17 protein-coding genes are annotated in these 15,735 nt (G+C 72.3%); 10 read left to right on the top strand and 7 right to left on the bottom strand.

What is annotated here, in order from left to right:
• Positions 1–30: 30 nt before the first annotated feature.
• Positions 31–546: a hypothetical protein gene (locus tag AB5J51_RS16370; protein ID WP_234382048.1), complete on the top strand. Its 516-nt coding sequence runs from the start codon at positions 31–33 to the stop codon at positions 544–546.
• Here the strand turns inward: AB5J51_RS16370 and AB5J51_RS16365 are convergent.
• From AB5J51_RS16365 to AB5J51_RS16350, 4 genes are all read right to left on the bottom strand, one after another.
• Complete coding sequence (locus tag AB5J51_RS16365) at positions 527–1,141, bottom strand: nucleoside triphosphate pyrophosphatase (protein ID WP_133897087.1); 615 nt, start codon at positions 1,139–1,141, stop codon at positions 527–529. The genes AB5J51_RS16370 and AB5J51_RS16365 overlap by 20 nt on opposite strands.
• A gap of 61 nt (positions 1,142–1,202) precedes the next feature.
• Entirely contained in the window at positions 1,203–1,334 is a 132-nt protein-coding gene (mmpB, locus tag AB5J51_RS16360; RefSeq protein WP_267882133.1) for a morphogenic membrane protein MmpB, read from the bottom strand.
• A 95-nt stretch (positions 1,335–1,429) separates the two neighbouring features.
• Positions 1,430–1,636 carry an acyl-CoA carboxylase epsilon subunit gene (locus tag AB5J51_RS16355; protein ID WP_078987310.1) on the bottom strand — a complete coding sequence of 69 codons (207 nt, stop codon included), beginning with the start codon at positions 1,634–1,636 and terminating at the stop codon, positions 1,430–1,432.
• 15 nt (positions 1,637–1,651) lie between these two features.
• A complete protein-coding gene (locus tag AB5J51_RS16350; protein WP_053786314.1) occupies positions 1,652–3,247 on the bottom strand; it encodes an acyl-CoA carboxylase subunit beta in 1,596 nt (531 codons plus the stop codon).
• Between the two features lie 131 nt (positions 3,248–3,378).
• Between AB5J51_RS16350 and AB5J51_RS16345 the strand changes: the two genes are divergently transcribed.
• The 5 genes from AB5J51_RS16345 (at position 3,379) to hutH (ending at position 9,253) form a co-directional block, all read left to right on the top strand.
• Positions 3,379–4,257, top strand: a complete 879-nt coding sequence (locus AB5J51_RS16345) for a biotin--[acetyl-CoA-carboxylase] ligase (protein WP_133897086.1) — start codon at positions 3,379–3,381, stop codon at positions 4,255–4,257.
• 130 nt (positions 4,258–4,387) lie between these two features.
• Complete coding sequence (locus AB5J51_RS16340; RefSeq protein ID WP_053786312.1) at positions 4,388–5,572, top strand: adenylate/guanylate cyclase domain-containing protein; 1,185 nt, start codon at positions 4,388–4,390, stop codon at positions 5,570–5,572.
• Between the two features lie 85 nt (positions 5,573–5,657).
• Positions 5,658–6,440 (top strand): enoyl-CoA hydratase/isomerase family protein, encoded by a 783-nt coding sequence (locus tag AB5J51_RS16335; RefSeq protein ID WP_053786311.1) that lies wholly within the window; start codon positions 5,658–5,660, stop codon positions 6,438–6,440.
• 84 nt (positions 6,441–6,524) lie between these two features.
• A complete protein-coding gene (locus tag AB5J51_RS16330; RefSeq protein ID WP_053786310.1) occupies positions 6,525–7,640 on the top strand; it encodes a GGDEF domain-containing protein in 1,116 nt (371 codons plus the stop codon).
• Positions 7,641–7,711: 71 nt separating this feature from the next.
• A complete protein-coding gene (gene hutH, locus AB5J51_RS16325) occupies positions 7,712–9,253 on the top strand; it encodes a histidine ammonia-lyase (RefSeq protein ID WP_369780267.1) in 1,542 nt (513 codons plus the stop codon).
• A 103-nt stretch (positions 9,254–9,356) separates the two neighbouring features.
• Here the strand turns inward: hutH and AB5J51_RS16320 are convergent, their stop codons facing one another.
• Positions 9,357–9,719, bottom strand: a complete 363-nt coding sequence (locus AB5J51_RS16320; RefSeq protein ID WP_053786308.1) for a hypothetical protein — start codon at positions 9,717–9,719, stop codon at positions 9,357–9,359.
• Between the two features lie 107 nt (positions 9,720–9,826).
• Between AB5J51_RS16320 and AB5J51_RS16315 the strand changes: the two genes are divergently transcribed.
• The 3 genes from AB5J51_RS16315 to AB5J51_RS16305 all read left to right on the top strand — a co-directional run bounded on the left by AB5J51_RS16315 (position 9,827) and on the right by AB5J51_RS16305 (position 12,658).
• Entirely contained in the window at positions 9,827–10,171 is a 345-nt protein-coding gene (locus AB5J51_RS16315; protein WP_051831978.1) for a hypothetical protein, read from the top strand.
• 147 nt (positions 10,172–10,318) lie between these two features.
• Positions 10,319–11,590 (top strand): Ig-like domain-containing protein, encoded by a 1,272-nt coding sequence (locus AB5J51_RS16310; protein WP_053786306.1) that lies wholly within the window; start codon positions 10,319–10,321, stop codon positions 11,588–11,590.
• Positions 11,591–11,686: 96 nt separating this feature from the next.
• Entirely contained in the window at positions 11,687–12,658 is a 972-nt protein-coding gene (locus tag AB5J51_RS16305; protein WP_369777969.1) for a GNAT family N-acetyltransferase, read from the top strand.
• On the opposite strand, the gene AB5J51_RS16300 is transcribed toward AB5J51_RS16305, so the two are convergent.
• A complete protein-coding gene (locus AB5J51_RS16300) occupies positions 12,648–13,571 on the bottom strand; it encodes a helix-turn-helix transcriptional regulator (protein WP_136227389.1) in 924 nt (307 codons plus the stop codon). The genes AB5J51_RS16305 and AB5J51_RS16300 overlap by 11 nt on opposite strands.
• Before the next feature lie 164 nt (positions 13,572–13,735).
• On the opposite strand from AB5J51_RS16300, the gene AB5J51_RS16295 reads away from it, so the two are divergent.
• Positions 13,736–14,782 (top strand): NAD(P)-dependent alcohol dehydrogenase, encoded by a 1,047-nt coding sequence (locus AB5J51_RS16295; RefSeq protein WP_053786303.1) that lies wholly within the window; start codon positions 13,736–13,738, stop codon positions 14,780–14,782.
• A gap of 250 nt (positions 14,783–15,032) precedes the next feature.
• Here AB5J51_RS16295 and msrA read toward each other — a convergent pair whose 3' ends face one another.
• Positions 15,033–15,698 (bottom strand): peptide-methionine (S)-S-oxide reductase MsrA, encoded by a 666-nt coding sequence (msrA, locus tag AB5J51_RS16290; protein WP_369777967.1) that lies wholly within the window; start codon positions 15,696–15,698, stop codon positions 15,033–15,035.
• Positions 15,699–15,735: the final 37 nt, after the last annotated feature.

Below are 15,735 nucleotides of genomic sequence, written 5' to 3'. Positions count from 1 at the left end.
CCGGGGACGTGTGGGGAGGGGTGGGTCGTCGTGGGCGTCGTGCTGCGCAGACTCGTGGCCGGGCTGGCCGCGATCGTGCTCGTCGCCGAGGCGGCGGTGCTCGTCCTCGTGCACTTCGTGCTCGGCCGGACCACCCACAACCAGTCGATGTCCATCGCCGGTATGGATCCGGATGTCATGTCCCTGGCGACGTACGGGATGGGGGCCGGCATCGGCGCCTTCCTGCTCCTGTGCGCCGTACTGCTCGCCGTGGTGGCCGTACGCGACCGGGCCCCCGGCACCTTCGCCCGCATCGTGCTCGTCACCGCAGCCGTCACCCACGGGCTGCTCGGCGCCCTCGCCGTCGGCCTGGTCGGCTGGGGCGCCTTCGCGGTGATGATGCTGATCCTCTGCCTGCTCGTCCTGACCCTGGTGCTCTACGCGGCCCAGGGCGGGGCCGGGGCGCCCGCAGGGGGCGCCGGGAGCGGGCCGGACGGCCGGGACGGGCGGGACGTCCAGGACGCCCCGCCTGCGCCCTTCGGGGAGCTCAAGCCCACAAATCCGTGATGGACACGCCCAGTTCGCCCAGCAGGGAGCGCAGCAGCGGCATCGACAGCCCGATGACGTTCCCGTGGTCGCCGTCGATGCCCTCGATGAACGGCGCCGACAGCCCGTCCAGCGTGAACGCCCCGGCCACGTGCAGCGGCTCGCCGCTCGCCACGTACGCCGCCACCTCCGCGTCCGTCGGCTCGCCGAACCGGACCGTCGTGGAAGCCGTGGCCGAGACCTGACGCCCGGTCGCCGTGTCGATCACGCAGTGCCCGGTGCGCAGTACGCCGGCCCGCCCGCGCATCGACTTCCAGCGGGCGGTGGCCTCCTCGGCGTCCGCCGGCTTGCCGAGCGCCTCGCCGTCCAGCTCCAGCACCGAGTCGCAGCCGATCACCAGGGCGCCCGCGGCCTCGTCCAGGGCCGCCACCACGCCCGCCTTGGCCTCGGCCAGCGCCAGCGCCAGCTCGGCCGGGGTCTCCGCGCTGAGCGCGTCCTCGTCGAAGTTGCTGACGATCACGTGCGGGGCCAGCCCGGCCTGCCGCAGCAGGTTGAGCCGGGCGGGTGAGGCGGAGGCGAGGACGAGGGCGTGGGCCGGGGCCTGGGCAGCAGTCATGCCGCCATCGTAGGGGCGGGGATCCGCCGCCCGGCACGCACCGGGACACCCTGCACGGAAGCTAGAAGCCCACGCCCAGCACGTACACGACCACCACCATCGCGAGGACGACCACCAGGGTCATCCGCCGGACCATCGCCTGCACGTCGCGCATGTCCTTCGGCGGCTCGTTCTTCGGGTCTGACCAGAGCATGCCTCGATCCTGGCCCCGGAGACCGGAGTGGCGCCTGAGTACGCGTACTCAGGCGCCACGGTCCGTTCACGCCATCTTCACCACCGGAAGGCGGCCTAACCGGGCCAGTAGGTACGGGCCCACGCGCGCGGCCCCGGCTGCGGCAGCGTCCGCCGCGCCACCCTGGCCGGCGCCGACCAGTCGTCCGCCACCCGCGGCGCGCCCGACGGTGCCGAGGCCAGCACCGCCGCGCGCGCTTGGACCACCGCCAGTGCGGCGGCCAGCTCCTCGGGCGTCGGATTCCCCTTGACGACCTTGATCACCACAGGACTGACCTCCTACAGGGGGATGTTGCCGTGCTTCTTCGGGGGCAGGGACTCGCGCTTGGTGCGCAGCTGGCGCAGCCCCTTGACCACGTGGGCCCGGGTCTCGGACGGCATGGTCACCGCGTCGATGTAACCGCGCTCGGCGGCCGTGTACGGGTTCAGCAGGGCGTCCTCGTACTCGGTGATGAGCCGGGCCCGGGTCTCCTCGGCGTTGCCCGCCTCCTCCGCCTCGGCGATGGCGCGGCGGTGCAGGATGTTGACCGCGCCTTGCGCGCCCATGACGGCGATCTGGGCGGTCGGCCAGGCCAGGTTCAGGTCCGCGCCGAGGTGCTTGGAGCCCATGACGTCGTACGCGCCGCCGAACGCCTTGCGGGTGATGACGGTGATCAGGGGGACGGTGGCCTCGGCGTACGCGTAGATCAGCTTCGCGCCGCGCCGGATGATTCCGTTGTACTCCTGGTCCGTGCCCGGCAGGAAGCCCGGTACGTCCACGAACGTCAGCACCGGGATGTTGAAGGCGTCGCAGGTCCGCACGAAGCGGGCGGCCTTCTCGGAGGCGTTGATGTCCAGGCAGCCGGCGAACTGCATCGGCTGGTTGGCGACGATGCCCACCGGGTGCCCCTCGACCCGGCCGAAGCCGGTGAGGATGTTCGGCGCGAAGAGCGACTGCGTCTCCAGGAACTCCGCGTCGTCGAGCACGTGCTCGATCACCGTGTGCATGTCGTACGGCTGGTTCGCGCTGTCCGGGATCAGGACGTCGAGTTCGCGGTCGGCCTCGGTGACCTCGGTGTCCGCCTCCTCCGGGAAGGCGGGCGGCTCGGAGAGGTTGTTCGACGGCAGGTACGCCAGCAGGTTCTTGACGTACTCGATGGCGTCCTTCTCGTCCCCGGCCATGTGGTGGGCCACGCCCGAGGTGGAGTTGTGGGTGCGGGCGCCGCCCAGCTCCTCGAAGCCCACGTCCTCGCCGGTGACCGTCTTGATGACGTCCGGACCGGTGATGAACATGTGCGAGGTCTGGTCGACCATCACGGTGAAGTCGGTGATGGCGGGGGAGTACACGGCGCCGCCGGCGCACGGGCCCACGATCAGGCTGATCTGCGGAATGACGCCCGAGGCGTGCACGTTCCGGCGGAAGATCTCGCCGTACATGCCCAGCGCGCTGACGCCCTCCTGGATGCGGGCGCCGCCGGAGTCGTTGATGCCGACGAGCGGGCAGCCGGTCTTCAGCGCGAAGTCCATGACCTTCATGATCTTCTGGCCGTAGACCTCGCCGAGGGCCCCGCCGAAGACGGTGAAGTCCTGCGAGAACACGGCCACCGGGCGGCCGTCCACCGTGCCGTAGCCGGTGACGACGCCGTCGCCGTAGGGGCGGGTCTTCTCCAGCCCGAAGTTGGTCGACCGGTGCCGGGCGAACTCGTCGAGCTCGACGAAGGACCCCTCGTCCAGCAGCAGGGCGACCCGCTCACGTGCCGTCAGCTTCCCCTTGGCGTGCTGCTTCTCCACCGCGCGCGCTGACCCGGCGTGAGTGGCTTCGTCGATGCGGCGCTGCAGGTCCGCGATCTTGCCCGCGGTCGTGTGCATGTCGATCGGCTCTGAGGGTTGTGACATCGGGGTCGCGGCTCCCTGTGTGGTGTCAACTGCCTGGTCAATTGATTGACTACTGCTGGCTACTGGTGCGTAGCGTATCGGCGGGCATGGCGCTCGGCAGTGCGGCGTTTGACACACCTACTGTGGGTTGCATGACGCCATCAGATGCATCAGGAGGGGCTCCGTCCGGAGCCGCCGCCGGCCGCTGGTCGAGCCTCGACCGGCCGCCGCTGAACGCCGCCGCGCTGGAACGGGCCCTCGTCGGGGACGGGGGGCTGTGGTCCTCGGTCGAGGTGGTCGCCGCCACCGGGTCCACCAACACCGATCTCGCGGCCCGGGCCGGGCAGCTGCCCGAGGGGGCCGTGCTCGTCGCCGAGGAGCAGACCGCCGGGCGCGGGCGGCTCGACCGGAGCTGGGTCGCGCCCGCCCGGTCCGGGCTGTTCTTCTCCGTCCTGCTCAAGCCGGGCGACTCCGTACCGCAGGAGCGGTGGGGGTGGCTGACCCTGCTGGCCGGGGTGGCCGCCGCGACCGGGGTGTCGCGGGCCGCCGGCGTGGACACGGCCCTCAAATGGCCCAACGACCTGCTGATCACCGTGGAGGGGGAGGAGCGCAAGACCGGCGGCATCCTCGCCGAACGGGTCAGCGACGGGGTCGTCCTCGGGATCGGGCTCAACGTCACCCTCACCGAGGACGAGCTGCCCGTACCGGAAGCCGGGTCGCTGATCCTCGCGAAGGCCGCCGTGACGGACCGGGAACCCCTGCTGAAGGCCGTACTGCGGTCCCTGGAGCACTGGTACGGGGAATGGCGGGCGGCGGGCGGGGACCCGGCCGCCAGCGGGCTCCAGGAGGCGTACGCGGCGGACTGCGTCACGCTGGGCCGGCACGTACGGGCGGACCTGCCCGGCGGCCGCACGCTCACCGGGACGGCCGAAGCGGTGGACGCGGACGGGCGGCTCGTCGTACGGACGGCTGAGGACCGGCACGAGACCGTGGGGGCCGGGGACGTGGTGCATCTGCGGTCGGTGCGGTAGCCCGGCCGCAGCTGCAGGGAGTGGGGAGTGAGCTACGGCACACCTGCCGTATGGTTTAGGCGATCCCGGTCCTCCCGGTGATCACCCGGTTCGGCAGGGCAGTGCGCACGGAATGGACAGGAGGCGGCCCTTGACCGTCGACGACTCTACGTCCAGCGCGTCCGCCCCCCGGCCCGGCGGCCAGGGGTCCACCGGCTCGGGGTCCGCCAGTCCGGGCACGCCCATCGGGCGCGACCAGCACACTCCCCACCACGAGGTCGACCACACCGCGCAGCCGACGGCGGACCCGCTCGCCATCCGGCTGGAGCAGCTGATCCTGGGCGCGGAGCGCCGGTACACCCCCTTCCAGGCGGCCCGCAGCGCCGGGGTCTCGATGGAGCTCGCCTCCCGCTTCTGGCGGGCCATGGGCTTCGCCGACATCGGCCAGGCCAAGGCCCTGACGGAGGCGGACGTACTGGCGCTGCGCCGGCTCGCCGGCCTCGTCGAGGCCGGGCTGCTGAGCGAGCCGATGGCCGTGCAGGTGGCGCGGTCCACCGGGCAGACCACCGCCCGGCTGGCGGAATGGCAGATCGATTCCTTCCTGGAGGGGCTGACGGAGCCGCCCGAGCCGGGAATGACCCGTACGGAGGTCACGTACCCGCTGGTCGAGCTGCTGCTGCCGGAGCTGGAGGAGTTCCTCGTCTACGTGTGGCGGCGCCAGCTGGCGGCGGCCACCGGCCGGGTCGTGCAGGTGGCGGACGACGAGGAGATGGTCGACCGGCGGCTCGCGGTCGGCTTCGCGGACCTGGTCGGCTTCACCCGGCTGACGCGGCGGCTGGAGGAGGAGGAGCTCGGCGAGCTCGTCGAGTCCTTCGAGACGACCTCCGCGGACCTGGTGGCCGCGCACGGCGGCCGGCTGATCAAGACGCTCGGCGACGAGGTCCTGTACTGCGCCGACGACGCGGCGACGGCGGCGGAGATCGCGCTGCGGCTGATCGAGACGATGGAAGCCGATGCGCAGATGCCGGAGCTGCGCGTCGGCATAGCGTTCGGGACGGTGACGACGCGGATGGGCGACGTCTTCGGGACCACCGTGAACCTGGCCTCGCGGCTGACGTCGATAGCCCCGAAGGACGCGGTGCTGGTCGACGGCGCGATGGCGGAGGAACTGGGCCGCACGGGCGCGGCGCCGGTCTCGGAGAAGGAGGCCGAGGCCGAGGAGGGCGGCGGGACGTACCGCTTCGCGCTCCAGCCGATGTGGCAGCGCCCGGTGCGCGGGCTCGGGGTCGTGGAGCCCTGGTCGCTGACGCGCAGGAAGCGAGGAGGTGCCGGGTAGGGCGGGCCGGATGCCGCGAGCCCGGCCCGTCCTGCCCGGTACCCCCTAAGATCCCGGGTAACGTTCGTTAACCGGGAGGGTCTCTGTGTCTGAGTTCGTGGCTGTGCGCCGGCATGAGGACGGGGTCGCGGAGCTGGTCCTGGACCGGCCGAAGGCGATGAACGCCGTCTCGACCGACATGGCGCGGGCCATCGGCGAGGCCTGCGCGGCGCTCGCGGCGGACGCGTCGGTGCGGGTGGTCGTGCTCTCGTCGACCGCCGAGCGGGCGTTCTGCGTCGGGGCCGACCTCAAGGAGCGCAACTCCCTGTCGGACGCCGAGCTGGTGCAGCAGCGGCCGACCACGCGGGGCGCGTACGGGGGCGTACTGGAGCTGCCGATGCCGACGATCGCGTCGGTGCACGGGTTCGCGCTGGGCGGCGGCTTCGAGCTGGCGCTGGCGTGCGACGTGATCGTGGCCGATGAGACGGCGGTGGTCGGCCTGCCGGAGGTCTCCGTGGGCGTGATCCCGGGCGGCGGCGGCACGCAGCTGCTGCCGCGGCGCGTGGGTGCGGCGCGGGCGGCGGAACTGATCTTCACGGCCCGGCGGGTGGAGGCGGCGGAGGCGCTGTCGCTGGGCCTGGTGGACTCGGTGGTCCCGGCGGGCACGGACCGGGACGAAGCGCTCGCCCTCGCGGCCCGGATGGCGGCGAACTCCCCGGTGGGCCTGCGGGCGGCGAAGCGGGCCCTGCGGCTGGGGCACGGGATGGACCTGACGGCCGGCCTGGAGATCGAGGACGCGGCCTGGCGGACGGTGGCCTTCTCGGGAGACCGCGCGGAGGGCGTGGCGGCGTTCAACGAGAAGCGCAAGCCGCAGTGGCCGGGGAAGTAGCCGGGGCGCGGGGCCGCGGCGCCCGGTCCGGCGGCCCCTGCACCAAGCAGCACGAAATCGGATGAAACTCCCTAACCTGGGGTGATGGGAGTCGACGGGCGGCTGCGAGCCGTCGTGGGCCTGGCTCAGGCCATGGCCGCCGCATGCGCGCCGCGGGACAGTGTCCGGGCGGCCGCCCGTGGGGCCCGCCTCGCGATGGACGGTTCGTTCGCCGCGATCTCCGCGTGGGAGCGCGAGCGGGGCCGGCTGCGGGTCCTCGTGAACGAGGGGGAGCTGCGGGCCGGGGAGGAGACGTTCCCCGAGGACGAGTCGTACCCCGTCCACGACTTCCCCGAGATCACCGAGTTCCTGCACGAGCGCTGGGTCGGCGGCAGCGGCCCGCACGCCTGGGTCGAGAGCGCCGGCGGGAACCGCCCGGGGCGGCGCGGCGAGGCCCTGCGCCGCCGGGGCCGCGGCACCTGCGTCGTGGCGCCCATCGTGCTCAGCGGGCGCGCCTGGGGCGAGCTGTACGTCGCCCGCGACGACGGCCTGCCCGACTTCGACGAGGACGACGCCGAGTTCGCGACCGTCCTGGCGGCGGTGGTCGCGGCCGGGCTCGCGCAGAACGAGCGGCTCGAAGAGGCCCGGCGGCTCGCCTTCACCGATCCGCTGACCGGCCTGGCCAACCGGCGCGCCGTCGACATGCGGCTCGACGAGGCCCTGGAGGAGCACCGGCGGAGCGCCGCCGTGGTGAGCCTGGTGGTGTGCGACCTGAACGGGCTCAAGAAGGTCAACGACACCCTGGGGCACGCCACGGGCGACCGGCTGCTGGAGCGGTTCGGGTCCGTGCTCAGCCTCTGCGGGGCCATGCTGCCCGGCGCGCTCGTGGCCCGGCTCGGCGGCGACGAGTTCTGCCTGGTGAGCGTCGGGCCCCCCGCCGACGAGGTGGTCCGGGTGACCGAGGAGCTGTGCCTGCGCGCCGCCGAGCTGGAGCTCGGGGAGGGTGTCGCGTGCGGGGTCGCGTCCACCGGGGACCCGATCGGGCTCGTGAAGTCCTCCCGGCGGCTGTTCCGGCTGGCCGACGCCGCCCAGTACAAGGCCAAGGCCGCCCGCTCGCCGAAACCCGTCGTCGCGGGCCGGGACACCGCCGTCGTCCGGCTGGCCGATGCCGCCCAGCAGGAGGCGGCCGGCGAGCGCCGCCGCTTCCGCGGCCGGGCGTAAGGCGTAAGGGGCCCTCCTGAAACTTGCTAGTGACATGAAGCGATTCAGTCCGTAGGCTGCTGAATATGGATATGCACACTGTCGTGGTGGGGACGTCCGGGACCACCGCCGAGGACGTCATCGCCGTCGCCCGCGGCAACGCGCGGATCGAGCTGTCCGGCGAGGCGCTCGACGCCCTCGCCCGCGCCCGCGAGATCGTCGACGCCCTCGCCGCCAAGCCCGAACCCGTCTACGGGGTGTCCACCGGCTTCGGCGCCCTCGCCTCCCGGCACATCAGCCCCGAGCTGCGCGCCCAGCTCCAGCGCAACATCGTCCGCTCGCACGCCGCCGGCATGGGCCCGCGCGTCGAGCGGGAGGTCGTGCGCGCCCTGATGTTCCTGCGCCTGAAGACCGTCGCCTCCGGCCACACCGGCGTCCGGCCGTCCGTCGCGCAGACGATGGCCGACGTGCTCAACGCCGGCATCACGCCCGTCGTCCACGAGTACGGCTCGCTCGGCTGCTCCGGCGACCTCGCGCCGCTCTCGCACTGCGCGCTCACCCTGATGGGCGAAGGCGACGCCGAGGGTCCGGACGGGGTCGTGCGCCCCGTCGGCGAACTGCTCGCCGAGGCCGGGATCCGGCCGGTCGAGCTGAAGGAGAAGGAGGGCCTCGCCCTCCTCAACGGCACCGACGGCATGCTCGGCATGCTGGTCATGGCCCTCGCCGACCTCGACAAGCTGTACAAGTCCGCCGACATCACCGCCGCGCTCACCCTCGAGGCGCTGCTCGGCACCGAGAAGGTGCTCGCGCCCGAGCTGCACGCCATCCGCCCGCACCCGGGCCAGGGCGCCTCCGCCGCGAACATGGCCGCCGTGCTGAAGGGCTCCGGGCTCACCGGCCACTTCCAGGAGGAGTCCGCCCCGCGCGTGCAGGACGCGTACTCGGTGCGCTGTGCCCCGCAGGTCGCCGGCGCCGGCCGCGACACCATGGCGCACGCCGCCCTGGTCGCCTCGCGCGAGCTGGCCTCCGCCGTCGACAACCCGGTGGTGCTGCCCGACGGGCGCGTGGAGTCCAACGGCAACTTCCACGGCGCCCCGGTCGCGTACGTCCTGGACTTCCTGGCCATCGCGGCGGCCGACCTCGGCTCCATCGCCGAGCGCCGCACGGACCGGCTGCTCGACAAGAACCGCTCGCACGGCCTGCCGCCGTTCCTGGCGGACGACGCCGGTGTCGACTCCGGTCTGATGATCGCCCAGTACACGCAGGCCGCCCTGGTCAGCGAGATGAAGCGGCTGGCCGTGCCTGCCTCCGCCGACTCGATCCCGTCCTCCGCCATGCAGGAGGACCACGTCTCGATGGGCTGGTCGGCCGCGCGCAAGCTCCGTACCGCCATCGACAACCTGACGCGGATCATCGCGATCGAGCTGTACGCGGCCACCCGCGCCATCGAGCTGCGCCACGGGCTCACGGCGGCGCCGGCCAGTCTGGCGGCCATCGCGGCGGCTCGGGCGGCGGGTGTCGAGGGTCCGGGGCCGGATCGTTTCCTCGCCCCCGACCTGGCGGCGGCCGACGCGTTCGTCCGTGCGGGCGGCCTCGTCGCCGCGGTGGAGCCGGTGACGGGTCCGCTGGCCTAGCCGTACCGCTCCGCCTCACTGCCGCGAAGGGCCGGGCCCGGGAATCGTCTCCCGGGGCCGGCCCTTCGGCGTATTCGGTGCTTTCGGCGTCTGCCCGTGGGGCCTACGCGCGCGAGCGGCGTACGGAGAACGTGACGAACCCGGCCCCGAGGCCCAGGCAGAGCGTGCCGCCCAGCAGGTACGGGGTGGTGTCGATCCCGCCGGTGTCGGCGAGCCCGAGGGGGATCTGGCCGGCGGTCTGCGGGGAGGCGCCCGCGGGATCGGCCTCGAGCGTCGTCACCGACCCGCGCCCGGCCCCGGACCCGGGCGCGTTCGCGGACTCCGGCGCGGCGGAACCGGAATCGGACGCCGTGGAGCCGGGCGCCGAGGACCCCGGTGCGGTGGCGTTGGCCGAGGGCACGAACCAGAGGGCGGCGAGAAGGGTGGTCGCTCCGAGAGCGGTGAGCAGCGGTCGACGTGCGGACACGGGGCGATCCCCCTTGCGGAAGCAGCGAATTGGCCGTGTGCGGTGATGCTACGGACAAGGGCGGGTCGTGGGAAAGTCGGGGCTTCCTCGGGCTTAGTCTCCGTCGTATGAACCCTTCTGACACATCACGGTACGTACGGCTTCGGGTGGATTTGGTACTGGAGGTGCCCGATCCCGAGGCGCTCACCGGAGCCGCACTCGAGCACATCGAGGCCGACGAGTTCATGCCGGACGAGGAGCGAGGCCACGCGGAGTCGGCCGTACGGGAGGACGAGTCGGAGGCGCTCGCGTACCTCGTCGACCCCACTGACCTGGTCGCGGAGATCCCCGGCGTGGAGCTGGCGCAGGCCTCCTGGAGCAGCGAGCCCGTCGAATACGACCCCGAGTCCATGGAGTGGGACCTGGGCGAGGAAGATGGGGACTTCGACGAAGAGACGACCGACAACGCCTGACCGTGTGGTTGCCCACATTCAAACGGAATGTGGAACCGATCCGGGCCTTCAACGCGTTGACTGGTGCGAGGCAGGGGGCGTGTCTCCCTGCCTTGATCGGGGCACCACCCGGCGGGAGCCGGGGGAAGCTCGGGGGTTCAGGCAACGATGGAGTGGCGTGTGAGGACGGACAAGAAGCGGCGGAGAAGGTCCCTCGTGGCCATATCCGCCGTCCTCGGTGGCGTGCTGGTGCTCTCGGCGTGCGGCGGTGGGGACGACAAGCCCAAGGGCGGCGGGGACGCGAGCAGCAAGTCCCAGTCGGACGTGGACGCGGCTGCGGCCAAGGACGCCTCCAAGGCCAAGATAACGATCACGCCCAAGGACGGTTCGACCAACGTCGGCCTGAACGACGCGGCCAACGTCGCCGTCAGTGACGGCACCCTCACGGCGGTCGAGCTGAAGACCTCCGAGGGCACGGCCGTGCCCGGCAAGATAGCCGCCGACGGCAAGAGCTGGAAGCCGGACGCCGCGCTGAAGCGCTCCACGAAGTACGCCGTGTCGGCGACCGCCAAGGACGCCTCCGGCAAGGAGGCGCACGAGAACGCCTCCTTCACCACCGTCTCCCCGGAGAACAGCTTCGTCGGCTCGTTCATACCGGACGACGGCCAGACCGTCGGCGTGGGCATGCCGGTCTCGATCACGTTCAACAAGCCGATCAAGGACCAGAAGGCGGTCCAGGCGGCCATCTCCGTCACCTCCAGCAGCGGCCAGGAGGTCGTCGGGCACTGGTTCAGCGCACAGCGCCTGGACTTCCGCCCGGAGCAGTACTGGCAGGCCGGCTCCACCGTCACGCTGAAGCTGGCGCTGGACGGGGTGCAGGGCGCCCCCGGCGTCCAGGGCGTGCAGAACCGGACCGCCACCTTCAAGATCGGCCGCAGCCAGGTCTCCACGGTCGACGCGAAGACCAAGAAGATGACCGTCACCCGGGACGGCGCGGTCCTCAAGACCATCCCGATCTCGGCCGGCTCCCCGGAGAACCCGACGTACAACGGCCAGATGGTGATCTCCGAGAAGTTCAAGGAGACCCGGATGGACGGCTCGACCGTCGGCTTCAAGAACAGCGAGGGCAAGGGCGAGTACGACATCAAGGACGTCCCGCACGCGATGCGGCTGTCCCAGTCGGGCACGTTCATCCACGGCAACTACTGGGGAGCGGACTCGATCTTCGGCAGCGTGAACACGAGCCACGGCTGTGTCGGTCTGAACGACGCCCAGGGCGCCAACGACCCGAACCAGCCCGCGGCCTGGTTCTACGACAACTCGCTCATCGGTGACGTGGTCACGGTCGTCAACTCGCCGGACAAGACCATCAAGCCGGAGAACGGCCTCAACGGCTGGAACATGAGCTGGGCGGACTGGAAGGCCGGCGCGGCCTCCTGACCCGGCCCCGACCCGACCGAACTCCCGCGGATGGCGGGGAGCCTCTGACGGGGGTTCCCCGCCATCCGTCGTTTCCCGGGGGCTAAGGTCCAGGTCATGAAGTTATCCCTCACCCAGCTGTCCGTACCGCCGACCGATGCCGAGGTGGACGCCTGGGCATCGGTCCTGACCGCCGCACACGCCGCCGACCTGCCCGGCGTACCCGTACCGACCCGGGTGGAGATCGCGGGGCGGCTGCGCGTGGCGCCGACCACCGGCCGCCACGTGCACTTCGCGGCGGACGAAGGCGTGGCGAGCCTGCTCCTCTTCACGGACGCCGGCAATGCGCACACCGCTTCGCTGGACGTGCTGCAGGTACGTCCGGACGCGCGGCGGCGGGGGATCGGCACGGCCCTGTGGCACCGGGTCCGCGAGGAACTGCTGGCCCAGGGCCGCACCTCCGTCTCCACGATGGCCGACCTGGGCGGGGCGGGGCAGGCGTTCGCCGAGTCGCTGGGCTTCGAGAACGTGCTGCCGCTCGCCTGGTACGTGCAGGACGTGCGGGACGTGGCAGCGGAGACGGCCGGCGCGGAGCACGGACTGCCGGCGGGCTACGAGCTGCTGTGCTGGGAGGGCCTGGTCCCGCAGGCGTGGGTGGCCGCGGCCGCCGTCGCCCACGGATCGATGGAGGACGCGCCGACCGGGGACATGGACGAGCAGACCCCGGCCTGGACCCCGCAGCGCCTGCACACGGTGCAGCGGCTGGTCCTGGACCGCGGCGGCCGGATGCTCATGGCCGCGGCGGTGACCCCCGCCGGCGAGGTGGCCGCGTACACGTCCCTGGTGCTCCCGGACCCGGCCGCCCCGCGCGCCCTCCAGTACGACACGGTGGTCGTCCCCGCCCACCGCGGCCGCGGCCTCGGGCGCGCCGTCAAACTCCGCATGCTGGGGGAGGCCACGGCCCGCTTCCCCGCCCTCCGCGAGATCGCCACCTCGGTGGCGGACGAGAACACCCCGATGCGCGCGGTGAACGCCGCCCTGGGCTACCGCCGCGAACGCCGGGCGGGCATCTTCCAGATCAAGCTGTAGCCCCGTCCGGGGACGAAGCGGCGGACGGGGTGGCAGGGGTGGCAGGGGCTACCGGGGCGGCAGACGGAGCCGACCAGGAGGCCAGCAGCCGCAGCGCGTCCGCCGAAGGCGAGCCCGGCGGGGCGTGGAAGGTCACCAGGAACTGCGCCGAGTCGTCCGGCAGCGCCAGCGTCTCGAAGGCCAGGTCCAGCTCACCCACCAGCGGGTGCCGCAGCCGCTTCACCCCGTGCGTCTTGTTGTCCGCCACCGTGTGCGCCGCCCACAGCCGCCGGAACTCCTCGTTCTTCACCGACAGTTCCCCGACCAGCGCGGACAGCTGCTCGTCCTCCGGGTGCTGGCCCGCGTACATGCGCAGGTTGCTCACCACCTCGCAGGCCCGGCACTCCCAGTCCACGTACAGCTCGGCCGTCGCCGGATCCAGGAACACCTGCCGTACGAGGTTCCGCTCCTGCGGCGGCAGCGCCCCGAAGTCCCCGAAGACCGCGGCCGCCAGCCGGTTCCAGCCGATCACGTCCTGACGCCGCCCCACCAGGTACGCCGGCACCCCCTCCATCGCGTCCAGCAGCGTCCGCAGCTCCGGGCGGACGTGCTGCGCCCGGTGCTGCTTGCCGCGGTGCCGGCGGGGCCGGGGGCTGGCCAGGTGGTTCAGGTGGGCCGTCTCCGTGCCGTCCAGGCGCAGGGCGCGGGCGATCGCGTCCAGCACCTCCGCCGACACGTTCTGCCCGTGTCCCTGCTCGAGCCGCGTGTAGTACGCCACTGATACGCCCGCCAGCTGCGCCAGTTCCTCGCGGCGCAGCCCGGGCACCCGGCGGTGGCGCCCGTAGTCCGGCAGGCCCACGTCCGCGGGGCGCAGCCGTGCGCGGCGGGAACGGAGGAACTCGCCGAGCTCGGCACGCTGATCAAGCTGGTCCATGACGTCAGTATCGCCGGGCGGCCGGCGCGCCGGGGCCGTGTTCCTGACCCCGCCAGGGGTAGGACCGCCGGTCCTAGGCACGACAGGGGCGTGGCTGCCGGCGGTCCGGCGCGGAATCGTTCGCTGTACGCAGACCGTCAGCAGCATTCGAGGAGTCTCCATCCATGTCCGTCACCCAGGTAGCCGCCTACGCCGCCCCCACTGCGAAGGCCCCGCTGGAGCGCACCACCGTCCCGCGCCGCCCCGTCGGCGAGCACGACGTCCTCATCGAGATCAAGTACGCCGGCATCTGCCACTCCGACATCCACCAGGTCCGCGACGGGTGGGGCGAGGGCATCTACCCGATGGTCCCGGGCCACGAGATCGCCGGTGTCGTCGCCGAAGTCGGCCGGGGCGTCACGAAGTTCGCGGTCGGCGACCACGTCGGCGTCGGCTGCTTCGTCGACTCCTGCCGCGCGTGCGAGTACTGCCTGCGCGGCCAGGAGCAGTACTGCGTGCAGGGCATGACCGGCACGTACAACGCCCGTGACAGGAAGGGCGACCCGACGTACGGCGGCTACTCCACGCACGTCGTCGTCGACGAGAACTACACCGTCCGCATCCCCGACGGCCTCGCCCTCGACGTCGCCGCCCCGCTGCTGTGCGCCGGGATCACCCTCTACTCGCCGCTCAAGCACTGGCAGGCGGGCCCGGGCAAGAAGGTCGCGATCGTCGGTCTCGGCGGCCTCGGCCACATGGGCGTGAAGATCGCGGCCGCGCTCGGCGCGGAGGTCACCGTCCTCTCCCAGTCCCTGCGCAAGCAGGAGGACGGCCTGCGGCTCGGCGCCTCGCACTACTACGCGACGAGCGACGAGGCCACCTTCGAGAAGCTGGCCGGCAGCTTCGACCTGGTCATCTCGACGGTCTCGGCCCCGCTCGGCCTCGACGCGTACCTCGGCCTGCTGAAGGTCGACGGCGCGCTGGTGAACGTCGGCGCCCCGGAGGAGCCGGTCGAGCTGAACCTGTTCTCCGTCATCACCGGCCGCAAGACCCTGGCCGGCTCGATGATCGGCGGCATCGCCGAGACCCAGGAGATGCTGGACTTCTGCGCCGAGCACGGCCTGGGCTCGGAGATCGAACTGATCCGCGCCGAGCAGATCAACGAGGCCTACGAGCGCGTCCTGTCCAGCGACGTCCGCTACCGCTTCGTCATCGACGCCTCGACGATCTGACCGGCGGGCGCTACAGGGCGTCGAAGGGCGGAATGATCCGGACCACGACGATTGGCCGGGCGCGGGGTGCGGCGAGGAAGTAGAACCAGCCGTGTCGACGGCGGCTGCGGAATGAGCGGCCGCCCGGCAGCGGACGTGGTCATGGATGCTCCCATGCGCGAGATTCTCGGCCCCGGAGTCGGCCTACAGAGCTGAACTCCGGCGCCGCCGCCCGAAGGGGGAGGGCCGCGCCGGAGGGCCGCCCGGGGTGTCAGCCCTGGGCCTTGGCCACGCCGATCGGGCAGCTGACGCCCGTGCCGCCTATGCCGCAGTAGCCGTCGGGGTTCTTGTCCAGGTACTGCTGGTGGTACGGCTCCGCCGGCCAGAAGGGGCGGGCCGTGGCCGGGAGGACCGCCGTCGTGATCTCGCCGTAGCCCGAGGACGTCAGGACCTGCTGGTACGCGGCGCGGGAGGCCTCGGCCTCGGCCTGCTGGGCCTCGGAGTGGGTGTAGATCGCCGAGCGGTACTGGGTGCCGACGTCGTTGCCCTGGCGGAAGCCCTGGGTGGGGTCGTGCGACTCCCAGAACAGCTTCAGCAGGGTGGCGTACGAGACCTGCGCAGGGTCGAAGACCACGCGCACGACCTCGGTGTGGCCGGTCTGCCCCGAGCACACCTCGTCGTACGTCGGGTTCTTGGTGAAGCCGCCCTGGTAGCCGGCCAGCGTGGTCCACACTCCCGGGGTCTGCCAGAACTTGCGCTCCGCGCCCCAGAAGCAGCCCAGGCCGAAGTCGGCCGTCTCGAGCCCGTCCGGATAGGGCCCCGCGAGCGGGTTGCCGAGGACCGTGTGCCGGTCAGGGAGCGAGAACAGGGGGGTCGCGCGGCCCTGCAGGGCCTCCTCGCGGGTGGGGAGCTCGGGCGTGCGGCGGTACGAGAACATGATTCCCTCCTAGTGGTACCCCCTTAACGGGAAGGGG

Source organism: Streptomyces sp. R33 (genome assembly GCF_041200175.1).
GTDB lineage: Bacteria > Actinomycetota > Actinomycetes > Streptomycetales > Streptomycetaceae > Streptomyces > Streptomyces katrae_B.
This window is presented reverse-complemented; position numbering and strand designations above follow the sequence as displayed.